Source organism: Paenibacillus sp. SYP-B3998 (assembly GCF_010820665.1).
Taxonomy (GTDB): domain Bacteria; phylum Bacillota; class Bacilli; order Paenibacillales; family NBRC-103111; genus Paenibacillus_E.
This window is the reverse complement of the sequence record NZ_JAAIKC010000003.1, coordinates 504,290-510,985: the sequence shown is the minus strand read 5'-3', so window position 1 is coordinate 510,985 and position 6,696 is coordinate 504,290. Positions and strand designations below refer to the sequence as shown.

At 41.3% G+C, this 6,696-nt stretch carries 5 protein-coding genes; 2 read left to right on the top strand and 3 right to left on the bottom strand.

What is annotated here, in order from left to right:
- Positions 1–91 (top strand): IS3 family transposase (locus GK047_RS30635; protein WP_163943857.1); only part of this gene is annotated, 91 nt, incomplete at its 5' end.
- A gap of 371 nt (positions 92–462) precedes the next feature.
- On the opposite strand, the gene GK047_RS29240 is transcribed toward GK047_RS30635, so the two are convergent.
- Together GK047_RS29240 and GK047_RS12790 are read right to left on the bottom strand one after the other, a co-directional pair.
- Entirely contained in the window at positions 463–765 is a 303-nt protein-coding gene (locus tag GK047_RS29240; protein ID WP_205516746.1) for a hypothetical protein, read from the bottom strand.
- Between the two features lie 403 nt (positions 766–1,168).
- Positions 1,169–3,691: a hypothetical protein gene (locus tag GK047_RS12790; RefSeq protein WP_163946700.1), complete on the bottom strand. Its 2,523-nt coding sequence runs from the start codon at positions 3,689–3,691 to the stop codon at positions 1,169–1,171.
- A 702-nt stretch (positions 3,692–4,393) separates the two neighbouring features.
- On the opposite strand from GK047_RS12790, the gene GK047_RS12785 reads away from it, so the two are divergent.
- A complete protein-coding gene (locus GK047_RS12785; protein ID WP_163946697.1) occupies positions 4,394–4,939 on the top strand; it encodes a GrpB family protein in 546 nt (181 codons plus the stop codon).
- A 481-nt stretch (positions 4,940–5,420) separates the two neighbouring features.
- Here the strand turns inward: GK047_RS12785 and GK047_RS12780 are convergent, their stop codons facing one another.
- Positions 5,421–6,545: a helix-turn-helix domain-containing protein gene (locus GK047_RS12780; RefSeq protein WP_163946693.1), complete on the bottom strand. Its 1,125-nt coding sequence runs from the start codon at positions 6,543–6,545 to the stop codon at positions 5,421–5,423.
- Positions 6,546–6,696: the final 151 nt, after the last annotated feature.

The following is a 6,696-nucleotide window of genomic DNA, read 5'->3' as shown; positions in this document are numbered from 1 at the left end:
AGATTATATTTACTTTTATAACTACCAGCGGTTTCAATCCAAACTGAAACAGCGCGCACCGATTGAGTATCGGTGCGCGCTGGCAGCGTAGCTTTTTTCATCTGTCTACTTGACAGGGGTATGACCAAAATCAGGCTTTTTTTATTTTTATGTAGGGAGATTTGTGTCAGCAAAAAATGCACAAATCTCCCTACATTGTAGTATTGTGACACAAAATTGCCTACTTACTAGAGAATAGGAGTAAGTAAGAAATTGATCAAACATTCCACAACTAAGCTGGCCTTTATAAACGATAGTAGCGCGAGGCATTTCGGGGATGTTCACCTAACAATCTTGCAGGTACCCAAGCTGGAAATTCCACAATTATGAGCAGGTGGTTCTGTATGACAATGACATTAGTTGAACAAATCATTACAATCGGTATGGTCTTGTTTCGATAATGCACGACTTCTTCCATTTCTTTTATTCCCGCCCAGTCCATCCACTCTGCCAAATGTGCAGTATTCGGCGTGATAGAGAAGATAACGGATTAACGGATGTGCTGCTATGAAAAGGATTGAATTTATCATCGGCGAAGGCAGTCGCCCCGACTGCAAGCCCCTTGGCGTCGATCAGATAGCCCGTGCAAATGGGTAAGACAGCGGCGGGGATATAGCCGCCAATGTTGAGTATTGCGTTCGCTTCGGCTCTGCGATGTTCCGGGACATGGAGGCCAATGAGTGTAAGGCCACCGAGTTGACCTAGTCCTTGGCCAGTACCTGCCAAAATGGCAGATGTCTACAGAAAATATAGTGTTAGACTGAAAAATAAAGTAGTAGACTAAGAAAATAAAGTCTTAGACTGACGATTCATCATTAAGCTCCCCTGAAAATTAACTCCATTTTCATCATCTGTGGTACGGCGCTTGCGCTGCATGTTGGCTAACGGGCAGTTAAGTAGCACCGCAAAGCAAATTCTAAAAATTATCGTTTAAATCGTACACGGTCCAAAACAATTAGAATTTGTTCACTTTTAAGGTAGGTAAACAAAAAGACATGATAAAGAAGTTTATCCAGTATTTCGGCTAAAGGTTACGCAGAATCCCGGCTTCTTCTTCACGGAGTAGAAGCCGGGATTCTGCGTACTCGAGAAAATTGTTTTGCCTTTTTAGCATGAAAAATCTATCGGGTCAACCTCTAAGAGACGGAAATCGCTCGACAAACTCTCCGACCGTTCCGCCCGGTTTCGGCAACAGGTTAAGTTTCGCGTTAAGTGAAGCGAGTTCAGGTAGGGGGAAATTCGCTTCAGTCATTGCTTGAATAATTTCTTCCCGCTTTAGTTCTAGATTTACAAATACATCGCCCATCTTATTTGTATCCCATTCCCATTTGTTTTTTGCATGGGAAGCGATATCCGCCGGTTCAAAACCGATCTTATTAAAACACTCGGCTATTTCTTCATTTGAAACGTTGTTGAAGACACTTCTGATCCCATCCTCGATTACATCCATCTTGGGAGATAGCGCTTTAAATGCTTTTCCTAAGTCAGGAATGTTTGTCTTGAGGGTATCCTGAATGCCTTTGCCGATCTCCGGGTAAGAGTAGTCAGCGTAGTTAAGAAGTTTAGCCATGTTTATGGCTGTAATATCATCCCATACTTCGGTTAATGCTTCGGCCACTTCGCCTACATCGTCTGGAAAGACTGCTTTTAATAAGCTCACCAACTTTCCTTGAGGTGTTAATCCAAGTGAATGCAACCCTTTCGCAATTTTAGAAGCAGGAAAATTAAGTTCTTTTAACTTCTCGGCTATTTGTGCAGGTTTGAGTCCATCTAGTTTGAACAAATTTACCAGAGTGATAGGATCTAATAGGGTTGCTTTGTAGTGTTCTTCAGCCTGACTCATAATGGATCTTAAGATATCCTCTGTAATTACGTCTAAGTTTTGAATAGCTTCGTTAAACTTTAGATTTACGTTTAGGACTGGAAGGCCAGGAAGCTCCAGGTTTGCAGCGACCTCTAGAAGAAATGTCTCCTGAGTGAGTGATACAAACAGTTTTCCTGTTACTTTTGTACCCAAAGTATAGGTAGCAATGGTTATACCGTTTCTCTTCAATTCAATGGATTGGTCCATAAATTTAAACATCAAAGCTGCCTGGCCTACAAAGCTTTCTTTCCCCGACAACCGACAACTCAGATGAAAGTCAGCAAGTCTGTTTACACTGAACCCCAGCGTACACTCGAAGGTATCCTGCGCCGCTTTAATGGCCACACTTTGCGTTAAGCCGAAAAGTGACATCTTTGCAGAGAGATGGATGTATCCGAACTCCTCAGTCAACTCACTTGTTTGAGTTGAATCGATGATGAAGAAAGGACCTTTCGTACCCGTTTCGTCGGTAATTCTCAGTACCCCGCCCAAGTCAATGATACCCAGCTCGCCTTCTGCTTTAACCCCTCTATTTTGCTGAAATTCAATCAACGCTCTGCATGCTAATCCGAATAATGACACCTCAGCATTCATGGCTAATCCACGGTAGATCTTACCAGGGTCTGATGGGGGTTCAAAACCATCAGGGTCAGCGACAACATACATTGTTAAATCTTTAATCTTAACTTCTTTAAGCAGAACGAAGTCCCCCACTGGCATCTTTGTGAAATATTCAACAAGACGGGAAAGCGGAATTCCATCTTGAGAGGATGACGACGCCCGAAGGGAAGCAAGTAGTGCGGATGGGACTTGGCCATTAATAAACTTGACCCCTGCCTCCATGATGATCTGATCAGCAGAACCTTCTTCTCCTATAGCAATCTCACCAGATAAGCTAATTTCAGTTCCCGTTGTGCCTAAAGCTATACCTACGCCAAACTTTTGTATAGTAATGCCGGAAAATCCAAAGGGATCAGTCCATCCAGTTGTTTCTGCCATCTCTTGACCTTGTTTTTTAACCCCAGTTAAAGCACATGTGAATTCAAAAGTTCCGTTCGGTAAAACTGCTCCCCCACCATCCAAGAATAAAGAGTCGTTTTGAATATCTAGTTTGAGTGTCGTCCGAAGCTGAAGTGAATCCGCCTTGATGATGATTCGAGGATTCGAAAGTTTAAGAGATCCCATGTCTGGAGGGTCACTCGGTACTTTAACCTCAATAGGCCCTGAAAATACTTCAGATGTAAAAGGTGTACTTAAAACAAGAGGATTAAGTGTGCCGAAGATACTTTGCAATAGGGTAATGGGTTGACCTTCAATATCCAATGCGGAAAAAAAGGAAGTCCCTTTGGTTGCGGAGTCTGGATGGACCGTAAAAAGATTTGGTGGAAAGGTTAAGTTATCGACCGAGGCGAAAACAAGACCCGAGTTATACATTTTATATGAAGATTGAAAGATGGAAAGCGTATTTCGTAACCAAGTAGCTATGTTTGCTGGCTCCCCCCCATCAGGCAGCTTAACCCCAATCGTACACTCCGGCTTATCTGCGACGAGAAAAAATTCTAGTGCCACCAAAGGTTTAGCTAGCCCTAGAATATTTACTTTACTCTGTCCCCGAATTAGAATGCTGCTTTCATTCTGCATTTGTATAGAAGCGTCGTTCAGCATCAACCTATCAGGAATGAATGTCTGTATTAACGCATTGAGTTCATTGCTGGAAACATCCGGCAAGGTAAATTCTTCGCCACTCATCCCCGCATTCAAAGTCGCTTCAAGCTCCGTAATCAGCATGCATGTTCACCAACTTTTCTTTTTTTAGTTGAAATTATTCCCCCTGTCTGATCTGAATATGTATTTTGTCCGATGAAAATAAAGCGAGGTTGGCGTTCAACTAGCGGGACACGATAGCTATCGTGTTCCGTTAGCTCAATGAATTATAAGAGCCATTATCTCTTTTTTCTTTAAAAAGACATAAACCACAACATGATAAACGATTACAGATCAGAACGACCCAGCGGTGAATCTGATTAACAGTACTTACAAGCCTTTTAACGACTGTTTCATATTGCATATCTTGGCAAGGATCTCTATTAATGCCATGCTAACTGCGGCAGATGAACAGGAGTACCATCATCGGTCTCCACACCTTGGATAAGTATGACGATGGAATGTTAGGGCTTAGACCCGTAGAGCCATGGGATGGTAAACTTCCAGGTATTCGTGGAATATGCGTGCAGTAGAGTGAAATTTAGGGGAATGGATATTACGGCTCCTCTGTTCCCGCACGCTTCAAATGAAAGAATTTTATCCATAGGACTTCGTTTTCTAAGCTGTCGTTATTTTCAAGGTGATGAAATCCTGCGAATGAGTGAGTATACGTTAGATAAACCATTAAAACCGAGGGACGGGCAGTTTTGTTCAGGAGAAGGACTATAAACGCCAATATGGAATTTACTTACTTAGGATTTCGTACCAATAAGGAGTGAGTTCGTTATGAACAAAGATGAACTTGGAAAATTATATCCAATAACAGTTGTCCCTTACGATGGAAATTGGACTTTATTGTTTAAAAATGAAAAACAATTTTTAACCAATCTTCTTGGCTCAGAAACAGCTCTAAAAATAGAACATATCGGAAGCACCGCTGTACCAAATTTATCAGCCAAGCCAACAATTGATATTCTAGTGGAGATTCCAAATGAAAGTGGAATTTGTGAATTAATAATGAGCAAGATGAATGAAAATAACTATATACACATGAAAGAGCAGAAAAATCATTTGATGTTTATTAAAGGCTATTCTCCGACAGGATTAGAAAAGGAATCCTTCCATATTCACATGGGGTCAAAAGATTTGGACTTTCTATGGGATAGAGTGTATTTTAGGGACTATCTATGTGAGAACCCTACTGTTGCCAAACAGTATGAAGAACTAAAACTTAAATTAGCGGAAACTTATAAGTATGATAGGGAAGCCTACACTGACAATAAAACGGAATTCATTAGACTAATAACCAGATTAGCAAAAGAGAGGCAATAAATTTTGTATTCATTGAACTATCGGATAACTATAGTTGAACAAAAAAAAGGAGCAGTTTTGCCACGGCAGCTTGCTCCTTGTTTTATTAAGCTAAAGGGCAGTTTGGCTCAATACAGGAGGATGAGGGGTGTGGTAAAATTAGTAAGCCAAGGGAGGTAAAAATGATGAAATCAATTCTAGGGATTGCTTTTTATTTTTGTGCCATTTTGCTTCTGGCTTATTATTTTGTAGGGGTTAGTTTTATTAAGGCTATACAGATGGCAGTGCTTATAACCATGGTACATATCTTAATCCTTCTCATAGACAGGTTTTACAAGAGAAAAGAGAGACGTAAGGGACATAGCTAAGGGGAGCAGTATTTCCTTTTTCATTACGCTAACGGGTACTTTTCGTCAGGACGCCCAACCGCTTTTTCTATTGTCATAAATAATTCGTACAGAAAATGAGACTCCCTGAAAAAGAGGAGCCTCCACCTTGCAAATCAATCAGTGAGCAGATGTATTTTTAGATTTGGGAATGTTTCCGAAATGTCGGCGATTGCATTGGCAAACAGGCTTTGGTCGAAACCTGAATGGAATATTTCTTTGTCGGGAAAAAACGTAAGGCTTGTTCCTGTTTCATTTGTAAGTCCAACAGTTAGTAGTGAAGTTTGAGGGATACCGTGCTTGTAATCCTGACGGAACACCTTGCCTTCTCTTCGTACTTCTACCGTAAGCTTTTGTGATAACGCGTTAACGATTGGAATCGTGATACTCTTTTGGCTGTTTGGTGCATTGACTGAAGCAGAAAAACGGCTTATTTCAGTGAGAACAGCTTGAACACGCGGCTTTTCCGAGTTTGAAAAAGCCTGAACAGGAATCCCTCGACCGTTATCGGCAACAGTCACGCTGCCGTCGCTATGAAAAACCACGCTAACATCGGAACAATAGCCCGCCTGATGTTCAAGGATTGTATTCTCCAATACTGATCGAAGCAAAAGGTGTGGATCGTATTCTTCTGGTGGGGTGCCTAAATAATCACCTGCGTTATTTCTAGCTTCCGATAACTCCATGTAATCACTTGTATCAAGCAACTCTGATGCTGCAGTTAATAAAAGCAAAAACGGGAGTGCTCGATGTCCAGGAAATGTGTAGTTACCGCCGCGTTCTTCTTGCGTTAGGAGGTCAGCTCCTAGCAATGCTTTAATATGGTGATACAATTGTCCTGTGGTACCCATATTTAAGCGATCTACGAGTTCGGCGCCCGTTAAGGGTTGTTGTAAGACGGCTCTTATGATATCGATACGTTGTTTATGGCCAAGTGCAGATAAAATTTTCGCAACTTTATCACCATCGAGATCTAACAGTTGATTGACATCCCGTCCGTGTGGTTCCCATCTATAACGCGAATTCACGCCAAGGTATTGACCTGAAAAAAATATACCACCCAATTCTCCCTGTCCAGTGTTAATGTCTACAAGAAGTTTGCCCGATTGGTCGTAATGTTCTTTGATTCGTGTTTCTTTGCTTGAAGAGTTTTTCGCGATCTGTTTAACATTCTCTTGAAGTTCAGCCAACTGTGTCTTGAGTGCATCCAGTTCTATACCATAGTCACGAGTCAAAAACATCACCTCACATTATTCATTTACGTAATTACGTAAATGAATAATAGCATAAAACAAATCAACTTGTAAATGATATTCAAGCCATTGTTTTACAAAAAAAGCTTTGCCGTTGAGCTAACGAGGAACGTTAGTTCAACGAATCAAGGAGCAGTAT

Coding starts and splice junctions, on each gene's coding strand:
- GK047_RS12780 (WP_163946693.1), bottom strand. CDS start 6,545: ATGTTTTTGACTCGTGACTATGGTATAGAACTGGATGCACTCAAGACA.
- GK047_RS12785 (WP_163946697.1), top strand. CDS start 4,394: ATGAACAAAGATGAACTTGGAAAATTATATCCAATAACAGTTGTCCCT.
- GK047_RS12790 (WP_163946700.1), bottom strand. CDS start 3,691: ATGCTGATTACGGAGCTTGAAGCGACTTTGAATGCGGGGATGAGTGGC.